This is a genomic window from Cereibacter azotoformans, from assembly GCF_021391315.1.
GTDB classification, from domain to species: Bacteria; Pseudomonadota; Alphaproteobacteria; order Rhodobacterales; family Rhodobacteraceae; genus Cereibacter_A; species Cereibacter_A azotoformans.
The window spans coordinates 120,616-134,031 of sequence record NZ_CP090024.1; the positions used below are offsets into that span (position 1 = coordinate 120,616).

The following is a 13,416-nucleotide window of genomic DNA, read 5'->3' on the forward strand; positions in this document are numbered from 1 at the left end:
CGGTCGGCGGGGTTTGGCCAAGTATGGCGATGTCCGCCGCGCATCAACCTGAGATGGATCAAGTCCGGCCGGTCCCGTTCATGCTGGAATGACCGGCGGAAACGGAGGGCGCCGCCATTGCGCACGATCATGATTGCCACGGACTTTTCCGAGCGTTCGGACCGCGCCCTGCGCCGCGCGGCGCTTCTGGCCCGCGCCACCGGCGCGCAGGTGCACCTTGTTCATGTCGTGGACGACGACCGCCCCCGCCGCATCGTCGAGCATGAAACGGGCGACGCGCGACGGCTGCTGCACGATCTGGGCCATTCGCTGCGCAGCCATGACGGGATCGGGTGCAGAACCTCGGTCGTGCTGGCCGACCCGTTCGCCGGCATCACCCGTGCCGCGTCCGAGGCCGGGGCCGACCTTCTGGTGATCGGCCCGCACCGCCGGAACCTGCTGCGCGACGCCTTCGCCGGCACGACGGCCGAGCGCGTGATCCGCACCGCCTCCTGTCCCGTCCTGATGGCGAACGGCCCGCCCGTCGGGCCGTGGCGGCACCTCCTGCTGACCACCGATCTCTCCGAGGCCTCGCACGCGGCGCTGCGGCGCTTTGCGGATCTGAAGATCGGCGCGGGCGCGGCCCGGACGGCGCTGCATGTCTTCGACGCGCCGGCCCTGCGGCTTGCGATGGCCGGAACGCTGCCCGAGGATGCGCGCGGCGCCTATCTCGCCGATCAGCGCGCCGAGGCGATGGGACGGCTGACGGGGTTCCTCGCCTCGGCCGGGCTGTCGGACGCCGATCCGATCGTGCGGCGCAGCGGCTCGCCCCCGGCGCACGAGATCCTCGCCGCGGCCGGGGAGGTCGGGGCGGATCTGCTGGTGCTGTCGAGCGTCGGCAAGGGCAGGCTGGCGCGCGCGATCCTGGGCAGCGTGGCGGCGCAGGTCCTGGCCTCGGCCTCGGTCGATGTGCTGGTGGTGCCCCCGCCGGACCGGGACGGGTCCTGAGCGCGCCCCCCCAGCGCCGGGGATCGCCGCATTGGCCTTCCGCACCCACGCGATAGCGGGGCGCAAGCTCGGCCGCAGCCGCCGCATTGACGCGGGGGCCCCGATCTGTCACGCCATGCCATGACGGTTCCCGAGGGTCGCACGGCCCGAGGGATGAAAAGGGAACACGGTGAGGGGGAAACCCCGAGTCCGCGACTGCCCCCGCAACTGTGAGCGGCGAGCCGCCCCGACGGACACCACTGGCCGATGGCCGGGAAGGTTCGGGGACGGCCACGACCCGCGAGTCAGGAGACCTGCCGTCGGGCGCATCCGCGCCATCGCTGCCGGGACACCGGCCCAACCCCAAACGCCGTCGGGGATGACGGTCAGGAGGACGACAATGCATATCGAACCCGGTCTTGTGACCGGAGCCAAGGCCCTCGTGGGCTTTGCCACCGCCGCCGCCGCGGCCGGCGTGACGCTGAAATTCGCGTGGGACAGCCTGCGCGAAAAGGGCCTCGCCTCGCTCGCGGTGCGCAGCCTGATCGCGACCGCCGCGGTCTTTGCCTTCTTCGAGATCCTTCCGCACTATCCGGTCGGCGTCTCCGAGGTTCACCTGATCCTCGGCTCGACCCTGTTCCTGATCCTGGGAGCCGCGCCCGCGGCCATCGGGCTGGCGCTGGGACTCCTGATCCAGGGGCTGCTGTTCGCCCCCTTCGACCTGCCGCAATACGGGATGAACGTGACCACGCTGCTGGTGCCGCTCTTTGCCGTGCAGGCGCTGGCCCGGCGGATCATCGCGCCGCACACGCCCTATGTCGATCTCGACTACCGGCAGGCGCTGGCCCTCTCGACCGCCTACCAGGGCGGCGTGGTGGCCTGGGTGGCCTTCTGGGCCTTCCTCGGGCAGGGGTTCGGGGCCGAGAACGTGACCTCGATCCTGGCCTTCGGCAGCGCCTACATGCTGGTGGTGCTGATCGAGCCGCTGGCCGATCTGGCGGTGCTCGCCGGCGCCAAGTCTCTGCGTGGCCTCGCAGGCTCCGGCCTCTTCACCCACCGTCTGCATCACGCGGCCTGAGGCCGCCTCCGTCGCGCCCGGATCGCGGGCGCGGCGGTCGCCGCTGCGATCTCAAGGGACAATCCCCATGCGGGACGAGACTGCCCCCTCCTCGTCGGCCCTGCCGCCCGGCCTGATGATCGCCGCCCCCGGTTCGGGCGCGGGCAAGACCACGGTCACGCTGGGTCTGTTGCGCGCCTTCCGCGACGAGGGGCTTTCGGTTCAGCCTTACAAGAACGGCCCCGACTACATCGACCCGGCCTTTCACCGCGTCGCCGCGGGCCGGCTGTCCTGCAATCTCGACGGCTGGTCGATGGGCGCGCCCCTGATCGCCGCGCTGATCCGTCAGGCCGCGGGCGCGGATCTGGCGCTGGCCGAGGCGTCGATGGGCCTTTTCGACGGCACCTCGGCCGCGGGCGCCGCGGGCAACGGCTCGGGGGCCGGGATGGCCCGGCTTCTCGGCTGGCCGGTGGTGCTGGTCCTCGACGTGCGCGCCCAGGCGCAATCGGCCGCCGCCACGGCGCTCGGCTTTGCCCACCATCCCGACGCGCCGCCGCTGGCCGGCGTGATCCTGAACCACATCGCAAGCCCCCGCCACGCGACGCTGATCCGGCGCGAGATGGCGCGGCTCGGCCTGACCGTCCTCGGCGCGCTGCCCCGGCGCCCCGACCTCGCCCTGCCCGAGCGGCACCTCGGGCTGGTGCAGGCGGGCGAGCATCCCGACCTCGACGGCGCCATCGCGGGCTTTGCCGCGCTCCTGCGCGAGAACGCCGATCTGGGCGCGATCCGCGCCGCGGCCCGCCCCACGCTCGCGGCCGATCCGGGCCCCCTGCCCCGCCCGCCCGCGCAGCGGATCGCGCTGGCGCAGGACATGGCCTTCGCCTTCACCTATCCGCACCTGATCGCGGGCTGGCGCGCGGCCGGGGCCGAGATCCTGCCCTTCTCGCCGCTGGCCGACGAGCCCCCCCCCGACGCCGATCTGGTCTGGCTGCCCGGCGGCTACCCTGAGCTTCACGCCGGCCGCCTCGCCGCCGCCACGACCTTCCGCGCGGGCCTTTGCCGTCATGCCGAGACGCGCCCGGTGCATGGCGAATGCGGTGGCTACATGGTGCTGGGCGAGGCTCTGGTGGATGCGCAGGGCCACCGCCACGCGATGACGGGCCTTCTGGGCCTCGTCACCAGCTTCGAGCGGCGGCGGCTGCATCTGGGCTACCGCCGGGCCGAGCTGCTGGCGCCGATGCCGGGGCATGAGGCCGGCGCGGCGCTGCGCGGCCACGAGTTCCACTATTCCACGATCCTCGAACAGCCCGACGCGCCGCTCGCGCGCGTCACCGACGCCGAGGGCCATCCGGTGCCCGAGACCGGCTCGCGCCGCGGCCTCGTCACCGGCTCGTTCTTCCACCTCGTCGCCTGATCGGGCGGGGCCCCGAAGGCCCCGCCGCACAGCTCACCAGGAGGTGATGACCGAGCCCTGATACTTCTCGTCGATGAAGGCCTTCAGCTCGGGCGAGTGATAGGCCTCGACCAGCGCCTTCACCCAGGGCTGTTCCTGATCGCCGTTCCGCACCACGATGATGTTGACGTAGGGGTTGTCGGCCTTCTCGCTCGCGATCGCGTCGGTCTTGGGGTTCAGCCCCGAGGCAAGCGCGTAGTTCGTGTTGATCAGCGCCGCATCCAGATCGGCGAGCGAGCGCGGCAGCTGCGCCGCGTCCAGCTCCCGGAACTTGATCCCCTTGGGGTTCTCGCTCACATCGAGAACCGTGGGGGTAAGGCCCGTGCCCTCGGCCAGGGTGATCTGCCCCAGATCCTGCAGGACCAGCAGCGCCCGGCCGCCGTTCGTCGGATCGTTCGGGATGCCAACGAGCGCCCCCTCGGGCAGCGCGTCGAGGCTGTCGATCTTCGAGGAATAGACCCCCATCGGCGTGGTGATCGTGGTGGCCACCGGCACCAGATCAAAGCCGCGGTCCTTCACCTGGTTGTCGAGATAGGGCTTGTGCTGGAACGAGTTGGCCTGGATGTCGCCATCGGCGAGCGCCTGGTTCGGCACGACATAGTCCGAAAACTCGATCACGTCGATCTCGAGCCCCCTGGGGGCGGCGATCTTCGCGACCTCCTCCATGATCTCGGCGTGTTCGCCCGGCGAGACGCCGACCTTGATCTGATCGGCCAAGGCGCCGCCCGCGATCAGGGCCAGGGCAGAGGCAAGCGTGGTCATGCGCAGCATGAGAAGTTCCTTCTTTGGGAGTCCGAAATTTAGCGGCCGCGGTTGCGCGGCGCGCGCCGGTCAACCGCGCGGGCGATGCCTTCGCCCACCGATTGCACAAGCTGGACGAGAACGACAAGGATCACCACGACGGCGGCCATCACTTCGGGCATGAACCGCTGATAGCCGTAGCGGATGCCAAGGTCGCCCAGGCCCTCGCCGCCCACCGCGCCCACCATCGCCGAATAGCCGATCAGGCTCACCAGCGCGAGCGTCAGCCCCAGCGTGATGCCGGGCAGCGCCTCGGGGATCAGCACCTTGCGGATGATCTGGAAGGGCGTGGCGCCCATGGCGCGGGCGGCCTCGATCAACCCGCTGTCCACCTCGCGGATCGCGTTCTCGACCAGCCGGGCGATGAAGGGAATGGCCGCCACCGTCAGGGGCACGATCGCCGCCGTGGTGCCGATCGAGGTGCCGGCGAGCGCGCGGGTGAAGGGGATGATCGCCACCACAAGGATGATGAACGGCACCGAGCGCGTGGCGTTCACCACCAGCCCCAGCACCTTGTTCACCAGCGGCGAAGACAGCAGCTCGCCCCGCTGCGATGTGGCAAGGAACACCCCCAGCGGCAGGCCGAAGACCGTGCCCAGCACGCCCGAGACCGCGACCATGTAAAGCGTCTGCAGCGTCGCCTCGAGAAGCAGGGGGATCAGGTTAGCCCACATAGCCCAGCACCTCCGTCAGCAGCTGGTGGCGTTCCAGATAGGCCCGCGCCTCGGCGCCGCGCCCCGTCTCGACCGAGACGAGCAGGTTGCCGAACGGATGCGGGCCGATCTCCTCGATCGCACCGGCGAGGATGTTGACCGCGATCCCCAGCTCGCCCGTCAGGCGCGCGAGCATCGGGTCGGTCGCATGGCGGCCGGCAAAGGTGATACGGATCACCTCTTGCGAGTGCCCTTCGGGCGGGGCGGGCCGCAGGCGGTTCGCCACAAAGGCCGGCAGCGTCACCCCCGTCACCCCCGACAGGAACGACCGCGTGGTGGGATGCGCGGGCCGCACGAAGATGTCGTAGGTCGGCCCCGCCTCGACGATGCGCCCGCCGTCGATCACCGCCATATGGGTGGCGATGTCGCGCAGCACGCCCATCTCATGCGTGATGAGCAGGATCGTCAGCCCGAGGTCGCGGTTGATATCGGCCAGAAGGCGCAGCACCGTCCGCGTCGTCTCGGGATCGAGCGCCGAGGTGGCCTCGTCCGACAGCAGCACCTTGGGCCCGGTGGCCAGCGCCCGCGCGATCCCCACGCGCTGCTTCTGCCCACCCGACAGCTCGGCCGGATAGCGGTCGGCCAGCGCCTCGAGGCCCACGCGCGCGATCAGATCCTCGACCCGCGGCCGGATCTCGGCCTTGGGCCTGCCCGCGATCTCCAGAGGCAGCGCGACATTGCCAAATACGGTGCGCGAGGCGAGCAGGTTGAAATGCTGAAAGATCATGCCGACCTCGCGGCGGATCTCGCGCAGCTCGGCGCCCGTCGCCGCGCCCACGTCGCGCCCGCCGACCAGCACCCGGCCCCCCGTGGGCCGTTCCAGCCCGTTGACCATGCGCAGCAGGGTGGATTTCCCCGCTCCCGAGCGGCCGATGATGCCGGTGATCGTGCCGGGCTCGACCGTCAGCGAGCAATCGGCCAGCGCCATGACCGGCGCGCCACCCTTCTGGGCGAAGGACTTCTCGACCCTGTCGAAGGTGATCGCCGCACCCTGTGCCTGTTCAACGCGCATCCGGGCTCCTTGCTGCCCAACGTCTGGCCTCCCGCGAGTCGCGATAGACCGGATCGGCGCGCGGGGCGCAAGCCCCGCCATACCTCTGCGCCGACGCCCGCACGGAAGCTTGGCCCGGCCCCCGCCCCTTCCGCCCGGACCCGCGTTCCGCCATAGCCGCCCTCCGGCGCACCGCCGGTCCGGCCCGCGCGCCCGGCGCGGGAGAGCGTTCTTTTTATGCCCCCCTGCCCCCGCTTGCCGGTCCCGCTCCGGGGCGCTACCACCGGCCAGCGGGCCGACCCCGCCCGGAGGAGCCGAGATGACCGAACGCCGCCTGTCCCCCGAAACGCTCGCCGCGCAGGCGCTCGGGCATGTCGATGGCGCGACCGGGGCGCTGATCCCCTCGATCCATCCCTCGACCACCTACGAGCGCGACGCCGACACCGGCTATTCCCGCGGCCGCGTCTATGCCCGCGCCGACAATCCCACCTTCGACACGCCCGCCGATCTGCTGACGCGGCTCGAGGGCGGGGCCGAGAGCCTGCTCTTTTCCTCGGGCATGGCGGCGGCGACGGCGGTCTTCCTCGCGCTGGCGCCCGGCGATCATGTGCTGGCGCCGCGGGTGATGTATTGGGCCCTGCGCGGATGGCTGCTCGATTTCGCCACCCGCTGGGGGATCGAGGTCGAGCTGGTGGACACGTCCGACCTCGACGCGCTGGCGGCGGCGGTGCGGCCGGGCCGGACGCGGCTGATCTGGCTCGAGACGCCCGCCAACCCGACGTGGGAGGTGGCCGACATCGCCGCCGTGGCCGACATCGCCCGCGCCGCCGGGGCGCGTCTGGCGGTGGATTCCACCGTGGCCACCCCCGTCCTGACCCGCCCGCTCGAGCTGGGCGCCGATCTCGTCATGCATTCGGCCACCAAATATCTCAACGGCCACACCGACGTGGTGGCGGGCACCCTGACCTGCGCGCAGCGGGATGACTCCTGGGCCCGGATCGCCGCGGTCCAGCGCCAGAACGGCGCGATCCTCGGCCCGTTCGAGGCGTGGTTGCTGCAGCGCGGCATGCGCACGCTCTATCCCCGGCTGCGCTGGCAATGCGCTTCGGCCGCGGCGCTGGCCGAGCGGCTGGCCGCCCATCCCCGCGTGGCCGAGGTGCTCTATCCCGGTCTCGCCTCGCATCCGGGCCACGCCATCGCGCGGCGCCAGATGCAGGGCGGCTTCGGCGGGATGCTCTCGGTCCGCGTCGCGGGAGGGCGCGAGGCCGCCATCGCCACCGCCGCACGGGTCAGGCTCTGGACCCGCGCGACCTCGCTCGGCGGGGTGGAAAGCCTGATCGAGCACCGCGCCAGCATCGAGGGCCCGACCTCGCCGGTCCCCGACGACCTGCTGCGCCTGTCGGTCGGGCTGGAGTCGGCCGAGGATCTCTGGGACGACCTCGCCACCGCCCTGGGCTGAGGCACCCGCTGCGCTGCCGGATCACCGCCTCGACCCGGCGTCCCTCGACGCACCCCCGGCCCTGCGCACCGCGATGAAACAGTGCGTTCGCGGAGGTGGCTCCACCATTGCTTGCTTTGGAACGTGATTCGTGCCATGAAGGGCGGGCAAAGCTTCCTCTTTCGACCTTCTGTTTCCCTTCGGCTTCAGTTGCGACTCTGACAGGACTGAGCCAAGCCATCGCATCCTGCGGATGGCACAAGACAGGAGACGTCACGATGGCCACTGGCACCGTGAAATGGTTCAACACCACCAAAGGTTTCGGCTTCATCGCTCCGGCGGGTGGCTCCAAGGATGTGTTCGTTCACATCAGCGCGCTTGAGCGCGCCGGCATCCGCCAGCTGGACGACGGCCAGGCCGTCACCTTCGATCTCGAGCGCGACCGCAACGGCCGCGAGTCGGCGACGAACCTCGCCCTCGCCTGAGCGATCCGATCAGCGAGACAGGAACGGGCGGCGCTGCCGCCCGTTTTTCTTTGCGCTTGTCCTGCCGGGCCCGAAGCCTCCAACGCCGCTCCTGTGCTCCCACTCTTTGCGGCTCCTGCGGCCATCCGGGCGCCGGAAAGGCGGGACCGTGTGGCGGCGACGAGGGAGGGGCGAGATGCGTCGCTCATCCGCGGCCCCCGTCAGTTCTGCCACAGGCGCTCGCGTTCGACGCGGCCTTGATCGTCCAGCCGCACCTCGACCGTGTCGCCGTAGGGGTTGGTGGCGAGCGCGGTGACATGCCGCCCGCCCCGCTCCATGAAGCCGATGTCGGTGTAGCCGAGCGCGACCAGCTTTTCCCGCGCCGCGGCCTCGGACAGCGAGCGGCGGTCGTCGCGCTCGCGCTCGAAATCCTTCAGGGTTCCGTTGCGCGAAAATTCGATCTCGATCCGCATTCCGTCGGTGGCAAAGCCCTCGACCGAGATTTCGCCGTCGTCGTCCAGATCGATCTCGGTCAGGCGGGCGATCTCGGCAAGGCGCGGCTCGGCCCGGACGGCGGCGGGCAGCAGGGTCTCGATCAGCGGCTGCGGCAGACCCGCGCCATCGGTCTGAACTTCCAGCAGCCGGTCACCCCGCGCCTCGGCCCGGAGCCAGCCGGTGCCGCCGCGGGCATAGATGTAGATCTTGCCGTCCTTGCGGGAGCGGGTGCGGATGTCGGTCAGGTCAAGGCCGCGCAGAGCAGAGGGCAGCACCGCCTCGGCCGGAGCGGCGGCGGGCCCTTCGGTCACGGTGGTGGCGGCGAAGGTCTCGCCCGTGCGCGTGCCGGTCAGGTCCAGCCGCGTGCCGGGCGCGGGAGCGGTGGTGCCTTGCGGAAGGGTCACGAGGACGCGGCCCTCGGGCGTGCTCAGCACGATCCGGGTGCCGAAGACCTCGGCCACCGTGCCGGAAAGCGGGACTTCCTGCGCGGCAACGGGAGTGGCGAGGGCCGTCGTCAGGATCAGGGCGGCAAGAACGCGTTTCATCGGTTTCTCCTTGGAGTTCATCATGGCGCTGTTCTGCGCGATTCGCGCCAAACGCCACCGCAACCGCGCGGTTTGGTTTCCGTTGAGCCTTGGGCTACTATCCACAAACCATGCGTCCTGCGTTCGCACTCCTGATTCTTGCCTTTCTTGCCGCGCCGGCGATGGCCGACCCGCCCGAGGATGCCGCCGCCATCGACGCTGCTTCGGCCCTGGCCTGCGTCTCCGCCCGCTATCGGGGCGAGGCCCTGCGGATCGAGGCGGAGGATGACGGGCTGGTGCAGGAAATCCGCTGGCTTACCCCCGCCGGAAATGTGCTGGACATCGAGATCACCGGCCCCGGATGCCGGTTCCTCGAGGTGGACGGCGTCGGCCAGTCCGAGGCGCGCATCCTGCCGGAGGGCGCCCCGTGAAGGTTCTGGTGGTCGAGGATGACCGCGACCTTGCCGGCCAGATCGCGGCCGCGCTGGCGCAGGCGGGATATACGGTGGAACTGGCGCATGACGGCGAGGAGGGCGAATTCCTCGGCGCGACCGAGACGGTCGGCGCCGCCGTGCTGGACCTCGGCCTGCCGGGGATCGACGGGATCGAGGTGCTGCGGCGCTGGCGCGGCGCGGGACTGTCCTTTCCCGTGCTGATCCTGACCGCGCGGGACGCATGGTCGGACAAGGTGGCGGGGTTCCGGGCCGGGGCTGACGACTACGTGCTGAAGCCCTTCCGCATGGAGGAGGTGACGCTGCGCCTCTCCAGCCTCATCCGCCGCGCGGCGGGGCACGCGACGGCGGAACTGGCGGCGGGCGGCCTCGTGCTGGACACGGCGACCGGGCTTGCCACGCTGGAGGGCATGCCGCTGCGGCTGACAGCCTTCGAGGCCCGGCTGTTGCGCTACCTGATGCTGAACAAGGGCCGTGTCGTCAGTCGGACGGAACTGTCCGAACATATGTATGACCGTGACGCCGACCGCGATTTCCGCTCGCTGGAGGTGGTGATCGGCAGGCTGCGGAAGAAGATCGGCGAGGCGCGGGTGGAAACCAGGCGGGGCGAGGGCTATCGGCTGCTGCCCGGCGATCCGGCATGAGGTTGCGATCCATCCGCGCGCGGATGCTTGCCTGGTCGACGGGGCTGACGATGGCGGCGCTGGTCGTTGCCTGGGTGGCGCTGTCGGCCGTGCTGGCGGATTTCGTGAGCCGCAGGCTTGATGCGGAACTGACGGCGGCGGCACGGGGCGTGATGGCGGCGGCGCGTTGGGATGCGACGGGGGGCGTCGCGGTGGTTCCGTCCCCTGCCGATGCGCGTTTCGAGCGTCCGCTGTCCGGCTGGTACTGGCAGGTCAGCGACGGGGCGGCGGTGCTGGCGCGCTCGCCTTCGTTGGTGACCGGCACGCTAGGCGTGGATGGCGCGGGTCGGACCGGGCCGGATGGCGCGGCGCTGGTCTCGCACGTCGCCGGGTTCACTGCGCCGGGCGACGGGCGGCGGCTGACGGTGACGGTGACCTTGCCTGCGGCCGAGGCCGAAGGAGCACTGGCCGTCATTCGCCGCCCCCTGACCCTGGCGCTGGCGGTGCTGGGGGCGGCCTTGATGGCCGCGCAGGTGCTGGCGGTACGGGCAGGGTTGATGGACCTGACGTACTTCGCCCGGGCCGTGGCGGCCGTGCGCGACGGGCGGGCGAAGGCGCTGCCCAGGGCACGGGCCGCCGAGCTGGAGCCCCTGTCGGATGAGCTGAACCGCCTCATCACCGCCAATGCCGCGCAGCTGGAGCGCGCGCGCGCCCATGCGGGCGATCTGGCGCATGCGCTGAAGACCCCGCTGGCGGTGCTGGCCAACCGCGCGGGCCCCGAGGACGCTGCCCTGATCGACCGGATGGACCGCATCATCCGCTGGCACCTCAAGCGCGCCCGTGCAGCGGCGGCCGGGCTGGATCCGTCCGCCCATGTCGCGCTGGCTCCGGTCCTGGAGGATGTGGCGCTGGTCCTGACGCCCGAGGCGCGGCGTCGCGGCGTTGCGCTGCAGGTCGCAGCGACCGGCGCCCCGGATTTTCGGGGCGATGCCGAGGATCTGGCCGAAATTCTGGGTGCCCTGGCCGAGAATGCGGTGAAATGGGCGCGGACATCCGTGCGGCTGGCGGCGGAACCCTGTCCTGACGGCGTAGAGGTCACCATCATCGACGACGGCCCCGGCATCCCCGAGGCCGACCGCGCCCGCATCCTTGCCCGCGGGGCGCGACTGGATGAAACGATGCCCGGCCATGGCCTCGGCCTTTCCATCGCGGCCGACCGGATCGCGGCCTACGGCGGGAGGCTGATCCTTGCCGAGGCCGAAGGTGGCGGGCTGGCAATCACCGTGACATTGCCCGCGCGGGCATGACCGGGCACGGTCGCGTCGGTTCGTCAATCGCTGCGTCGGATCAGACTCCATGCCCGCGGGCGCCCTGCCCCGCGAGGTCCGTGAGCATGTCGACCATGGCCTCCCGCGACGGGTTCGCCGCAATGCCTGTCTCTCGCCAGTCGGTCCGGCAGAGCCCGCGGGCCACCTTTTCCGACATCGCCGCCGCGCTGATGGTCCGCAGGCACGGCGACAGCCCTGCCTTGTCGCACAGCAGGGTGAAGAAGTGCGCGGTGCGATAGGACATGAAGACGATGCAGTCGATGTCGCCCCGGCGGAGCATGTCCTGTGTCGCGGGCGACAGGGACTTGGCCGGCGTGGCCCGGTAGGCCACGAGGCGCTGCGCATCATGGCCATGACGCTTCAGCGCCGCGGCCATGTCCTCGGTGATGTCCCACCCGCTCAGATAGGTGATCCGGCCCTCGGACGCGGACCGCTTCTTCAGGATGAGATCCAGCAGGCTTGGCGCGTCTCCGGCCGCTTCGTGAACGCAGGCGAAGCCGGCCCGATGCAGGGGCGCGGCCGTGCCGGCGCCGACGGCGTAGATCGGAACCGTCCTGTCGATCGAAGGCAGTTCGGCGATCCGCAGCGAGGCATGGACCGACGTGACGACAATGGTCCGGGAGTCCCTCAGGGCCTCATGGCTGAAATCGACAGGCGACACGTCCAGCACCGGCTCGACAGAGACCCGGTGGCCCTTTTCTTCAAGGGACGGCCTCATGGCCTCAGCCTGCAGGGTGGGACGCGTGAGAAGAACGTGCATCGTGGGCGGGTCCTTGCCTTTCTCCGGGGTTGGCGCCTGTTTCCGACCTGCCCTGTCCTGACAGGTCCCCACGGATCGTCCGCGCCCCTGCCCCTGTCGGACCGCGTTCCGCGTCGCTTGTCAACGGCGCAAACCGAAAGTGTTTCCTTCGCAGAGGGTGGGGCCTGACAGGCCCGACCCTCTGCGCGCCACGGACCTCGAGGGCCGAACGCGCGCCGGTGGCCGGCCCCGAAGATCTCGACGGTGGTGGCGGTCAGCCGCGCCCAGAGCTGGAGCTGTTCAGCTCGCTGCCACTATTTCGCAGCGCGTATCTGGGCCAAAGCAGACTCGAAGCGGATGCTCGAGCTCGCGCCTCAGATGCGTCTCAAGATATTGCGCCGCGAACCGCGACGGCGCGCATACGGTCACCACGCCCCGTTCGGCTCGTACCAGCGACAGGCGTGCATACCACGATGCGAAATGGGCTGGGTTCGCGTCCTCCAGCATCCGCATCATCCGCGCCCACGGGCTTGATGCGCCGCGCGAGCCGCCCGAGAAATCCACATGGACCACATGTGCATCCGGGGATTGCGGTGGAACCTGCCGCTGCGGCGTGGGCTCGTGGCGGCCCGCCATGCGGAGGGCGAAGTCGGATCCGACCTTGCCCCACTCTTCCTGGGTTGCGGCATAGATCGCGGGAAGATCAAGGGCATAGACAGCCACCCTGCCCTTCACGCCCCGGACCTTCAGCACGAGGAAGCCTGTATCGATCAGGCGACGGGTCTCCCGCTTCGCGGTGCGCTCGTCCACGGACCAAAGCGCGGCCATTTCGCGTTGACCTATGGCCATCTCCCCGCGCGCCCAGTTGTAGCGGGCCGTTACAAGTGCCACCAGGCGAAGGATCGAGGTCTGCAGAGTGCCACTCGATGACAGCCCCTTGACTGCCAGAGCGGTGAGAATGTCGTATTTCTCGGCACCCGCTCCGGGGCCCGCAAGTCGCGCATTCTGCATTCTAAGCCTCTACTGCCCGATCAGCTTGACCCGCCGATTCCTGTGAGACGCAGTGTGGCAGCCTCCCGTTATTTGTCAAACGGTTTCGGATGACGGGATTTGCCCATCTTCCACGGAAAAATGGTGATTTCTGGTTTAAAAGGTATTGGGGGACACCCTGGGTGTCACTGAATGAGGGGCGCCGTGTCACCATTTGGCCCCGAGACTGTGTCGTCGTGTCACCGAAACGCCGGGTGGACGTGCTGCAGGGAGGCATATTTCAGCCCCACACTTTCAGAAACGCGATTTTGGCAGATTAGCATTTGGCAGCTTTCTGTTTTCGCGCTATTGAACGTCACGAGTTAAATTACGCGAGAAACAC

The 13,416-nt window shown here is 70.1% G+C and carries 14 protein-coding genes and 1 riboswitch; of the genes, 8 read left to right on the forward strand and 6 right to left on the reverse strand.

Annotated elements, in window-relative coordinates:
• Window positions 1-117: 117 nt before the first annotated feature.
• The 3 genes from LV780_RS21390 (at window position 118) to LV780_RS21400 (ending at window position 3,437) form a co-directional block, all read left to right on the forward strand.
• Window positions 118-987 (forward strand): universal stress protein, encoded by an 870-nt coding sequence (locus LV780_RS21390; protein WP_117345297.1) that lies wholly within the window; start codon window positions 118-120, stop codon window positions 985-987.
• A 108-nt stretch (window positions 988-1,095) separates the two neighbouring features.
• A riboswitch (cobalamin riboswitch) is annotated at window positions 1,096-1,302 on the forward strand.
• A gap of 64 nt (window positions 1,303-1,366) precedes the next feature.
• Window positions 1,367-2,044 carry an energy-coupling factor ABC transporter permease gene (locus LV780_RS21395; RefSeq protein WP_011911191.1) on the forward strand — a complete coding sequence of 226 codons (678 nt, stop codon included), beginning with the start codon at window positions 1,367-1,369 and terminating at the stop codon, window positions 2,042-2,044.
• A gap of 67 nt (window positions 2,045-2,111) precedes the next feature.
• Window positions 2,112-3,437, forward strand: a complete 1,326-nt coding sequence (locus LV780_RS21400; RefSeq protein ID WP_108222119.1) for a cobyrinate a,c-diamide synthase — start codon at window positions 2,112-2,114, stop codon at window positions 3,435-3,437.
• A gap of 33 nt (window positions 3,438-3,470) precedes the next feature.
• Here LV780_RS21400 and LV780_RS21405 read toward each other — a convergent pair whose 3' ends face one another.
• The 3 genes from LV780_RS21405 to LV780_RS21415 are packed head-to-tail and all read right to left on the reverse strand — an operon-like array spanning window position 3,471 to window position 6,002.
• Window positions 3,471-4,247 (reverse strand): MetQ/NlpA family ABC transporter substrate-binding protein, encoded by a 777-nt coding sequence (locus LV780_RS21405; protein WP_108222120.1) that lies wholly within the window; start codon window positions 4,245-4,247, stop codon window positions 3,471-3,473.
• A gap of 29 nt (window positions 4,248-4,276) precedes the next feature.
• Window positions 4,277-4,951: a methionine ABC transporter permease gene (locus LV780_RS21410; RefSeq protein WP_011911188.1), complete on the reverse strand. Its 675-nt coding sequence runs from the start codon at window positions 4,949-4,951 to the stop codon at window positions 4,277-4,279.
• On the reverse strand, window positions 4,941-6,002 hold the full coding sequence (locus LV780_RS21415; RefSeq protein ID WP_108222122.1) for a methionine ABC transporter ATP-binding protein: 1,062 nt from the start codon (window positions 6,000-6,002) through the stop codon (window positions 4,941-4,943). The genes LV780_RS21410 and LV780_RS21415 overlap by 11 nt, the downstream gene beginning before the upstream one ends.
• 298 nt (window positions 6,003-6,300) lie before the next feature.
• Here LV780_RS21415 and LV780_RS21420 point away from each other — a divergent pair, with 298 nt between their 5' ends.
• Together LV780_RS21420 and LV780_RS21425 are read left to right on the forward strand one after the other, a co-directional pair.
• The gene (locus LV780_RS21420; protein WP_108222124.1) at window positions 6,301-7,440 is read left to right on the forward strand and encodes a trans-sulfuration enzyme family protein; all 1,140 of its coding nucleotides are present in this window, start codon (window positions 6,301-6,303) and stop codon (window positions 7,438-7,440) included.
• 257 nt (window positions 7,441-7,697) lie between these two features.
• The gene (locus LV780_RS21425; protein ID WP_011911185.1) at window positions 7,698-7,904 is read left to right on the forward strand and encodes a cold-shock protein; all 207 of its coding nucleotides are present in this window, start codon (window positions 7,698-7,700) and stop codon (window positions 7,902-7,904) included.
• A gap of 200 nt (window positions 7,905-8,104) precedes the next feature.
• Here the strand turns inward: LV780_RS21425 and LV780_RS21430 are convergent, their stop codons facing one another.
• On the reverse strand, window positions 8,105-8,923 hold the full coding sequence (locus tag LV780_RS21430; RefSeq protein WP_233864318.1) for a prevent-host-death protein: 819 nt from the start codon (window positions 8,921-8,923) through the stop codon (window positions 8,105-8,107).
• Window positions 8,924-9,084: 161 nt separating this feature from the next.
• On the opposite strand from LV780_RS21430, the gene LV780_RS21435 reads away from it, so the two are divergent.
• From LV780_RS21435 to LV780_RS21445, 3 genes are read left to right on the forward strand one after another with little or no spacing between them, the layout of a single operon-like run.
• Entirely contained in the window at window positions 9,085-9,333 is a 249-nt protein-coding gene (locus LV780_RS21435) for a Cys/Met metabolism pyridoxal-phosphate-dependent enzyme (protein WP_233864231.1), read from the forward strand.
• Window positions 9,330-9,998 carry a response regulator transcription factor gene (locus tag LV780_RS21440; RefSeq protein WP_011911182.1) on the forward strand — a complete coding sequence of 223 codons (669 nt, stop codon included), beginning with the start codon at window positions 9,330-9,332 and terminating at the stop codon, window positions 9,996-9,998. Before LV780_RS21435 ends, LV780_RS21440 begins: the two co-directional genes overlap by 4 nt.
• Entirely contained in the window at window positions 9,995-11,284 is a 1,290-nt protein-coding gene (locus LV780_RS21445) for a sensor histidine kinase (RefSeq protein ID WP_233864322.1), read from the forward strand. Before LV780_RS21440 ends, LV780_RS21445 begins: the two co-directional genes overlap by 4 nt.
• Before the next feature lie 40 nt (window positions 11,285-11,324).
• On the opposite strand, the gene LV780_RS21450 is transcribed toward LV780_RS21445, so the two are convergent.
• Window positions 11,325-12,023: a uroporphyrinogen-III synthase gene (locus LV780_RS21450; RefSeq protein ID WP_233864323.1), complete on the reverse strand. Its 699-nt coding sequence runs from the start codon at window positions 12,021-12,023 to the stop codon at window positions 11,325-11,327.
• Window positions 12,024-12,344: 321 nt separating this feature from the next.
• Window positions 12,345-13,055: a DnaA N-terminal domain-containing protein gene (locus tag LV780_RS21455; RefSeq protein WP_101342011.1), complete on the reverse strand. Its 711-nt coding sequence runs from the start codon at window positions 13,053-13,055 to the stop codon at window positions 12,345-12,347.
• Window positions 13,056-13,416: the final 361 nt, after the last annotated feature.

What these genes read in the sequence shown, in the direction of transcription:
- LV780_RS21395 (WP_011911191.1), top strand. Translation starts at nt 1,367, where the DNA reads ATGCATATCGAACCCGGTCTTGTGACCGGAGCCAAGGCCCTCGTGGGC.
- LV780_RS21400 (WP_108222119.1), top strand. Translation starts at nt 2,112, where the DNA reads ATGCGGGACGAGACTGCCCCCTCCTCGTCGGCCCTGCCGCCCGGCCTG.
- LV780_RS21405 (WP_108222120.1), bottom strand. Translation starts at nt 4,247, where the DNA reads ATGCTGCGCATGACCACGCTTGCCTCTGCCCTGGCCCTGATCGCGGGC.
- LV780_RS21410 (WP_011911188.1), bottom strand. Translation starts at nt 4,951, where the DNA reads ATGTGGGCTAACCTGATCCCCCTGCTTCTCGAGGCGACGCTGCAGACG.
- LV780_RS21415 (WP_108222122.1), bottom strand. Translation starts at nt 6,002, where the DNA reads ATGCGCGTTGAACAGGCACAGGGTGCGGCGATCACCTTCGACAGGGTC.
- LV780_RS21420 (WP_108222124.1), top strand. Translation starts at nt 6,301, where the DNA reads ATGACCGAACGCCGCCTGTCCCCCGAAACGCTCGCCGCGCAGGCGCTC.
- LV780_RS21425 (WP_011911185.1), top strand. Translation starts at nt 7,698, where the DNA reads ATGGCCACTGGCACCGTGAAATGGTTCAACACCACCAAAGGTTTCGGC.
- LV780_RS21430 (WP_233864318.1), bottom strand. Translation starts at nt 8,923, where the DNA reads ATGAAACGCGTTCTTGCCGCCCTGATCCTGACGACGGCCCTCGCCACT.
- LV780_RS21435 (WP_233864231.1), top strand. Translation starts at nt 9,085, where the DNA reads ATGGCCGACCCGCCCGAGGATGCCGCCGCCATCGACGCTGCTTCGGCC.
- LV780_RS21445 (WP_233864322.1), top strand. Translation starts at nt 9,995, where the DNA reads ATGAGGTTGCGATCCATCCGCGCGCGGATGCTTGCCTGGTCGACGGGG.
- LV780_RS21450 (WP_233864323.1), bottom strand. Translation starts at nt 12,023, where the DNA reads ATGAGGCCGTCCCTTGAAGAAAAGGGCCACCGGGTCTCTGTCGAGCCG.
- LV780_RS21455 (WP_101342011.1), bottom strand. Translation starts at nt 13,055, where the DNA reads ATGCAGAATGCGCGACTTGCGGGCCCCGGAGCGGGTGCCGAGAAATAC.